The following is a 756-nucleotide window of genomic DNA, read 5'->3' as shown; positions in this document are numbered from 1 at the left end:
GTGGGTGGTGGGACGTGAGTCCTCGAAGCAGCCGCCCTGGTCGATGGCGATGTCGACGAGCACCGAGCCGGGCTTCATCCGTGAGACGAGGTTGTTGGAGACGAGGGTGGGGGCCTTGGCGCCGGGGACGAGGACGGCGCCGATGACCAGGTCGGCGCCCTCGACGGCCTGTTCGAGTTCGAGGCTGTTGGAGGTGATGGTCTTGACCTGGCCGTGGTAGAGGGCGTCGATCTCGCGGAGGCGGGCGATGGACAGGTCGAGGACGGTGACGTCGGCGTGCATGCCGTGGGCGATGGCGATGGCGTTGCGGCCGGAGACGCCGGCGCCGATGACGACGACCTTGGCCGGGCGTACGCCGGGGACGCCGCCCATCAGGACGCCGCGGCCGCCGCCCTGGCGCATGAGGTGGTAGGCGCCGGCCTGTGGGGCGAGGCGTCCGGCGACCTCGCTCATCGGGGCGAGCAGGGGGAGGGAGCCGTCGGTGCCGATGACGGTTTCGTAGGCGATGGCGGTGGTCTTGGACGCGAGCAGGGCGTCGGTGCAGTCCTTGGAGGCGGCGAGGTGCAGGTAGGTGAAGAGCACCTGGTCCTGGCGCAGGCGGGTGTATTCCTCGGCGATGGGTTCTTTGACCTTCAGGAGCAGGTCGGCGGTGTCCCATACCTGGTCGGCGGCCTGGAGGATGTGGGCGCCTGCGGCTTTGAAGTCCTCATCGGCGAAGGAGGAGCCGATGCCGGCTTCGGATTCGATGATCACCTC

General features: G+C 69.2%; 1 protein-coding gene. It reads right to left on the bottom strand.

Features of this window, described 5'->3' with window-relative positions:
* The coding region (locus QM806_RS40905) for an alanine dehydrogenase (RefSeq protein ID WP_283295046.1) at positions 1 to 756 on the bottom strand (756 nt) is incomplete at both ends.

This window comes from Rhodococcus sp. IEGM 1351 (genome assembly GCF_030056875.1).
Classification (GTDB): Bacteria; Actinomycetota; Actinomycetes; order Mycobacteriales; family Mycobacteriaceae; genus Rhodococcus_F; species Rhodococcus_F opacus.
Note: the sequence above shows the minus strand (reverse complement) of the source record. Positions and strands in the feature narration are given on the sequence as shown.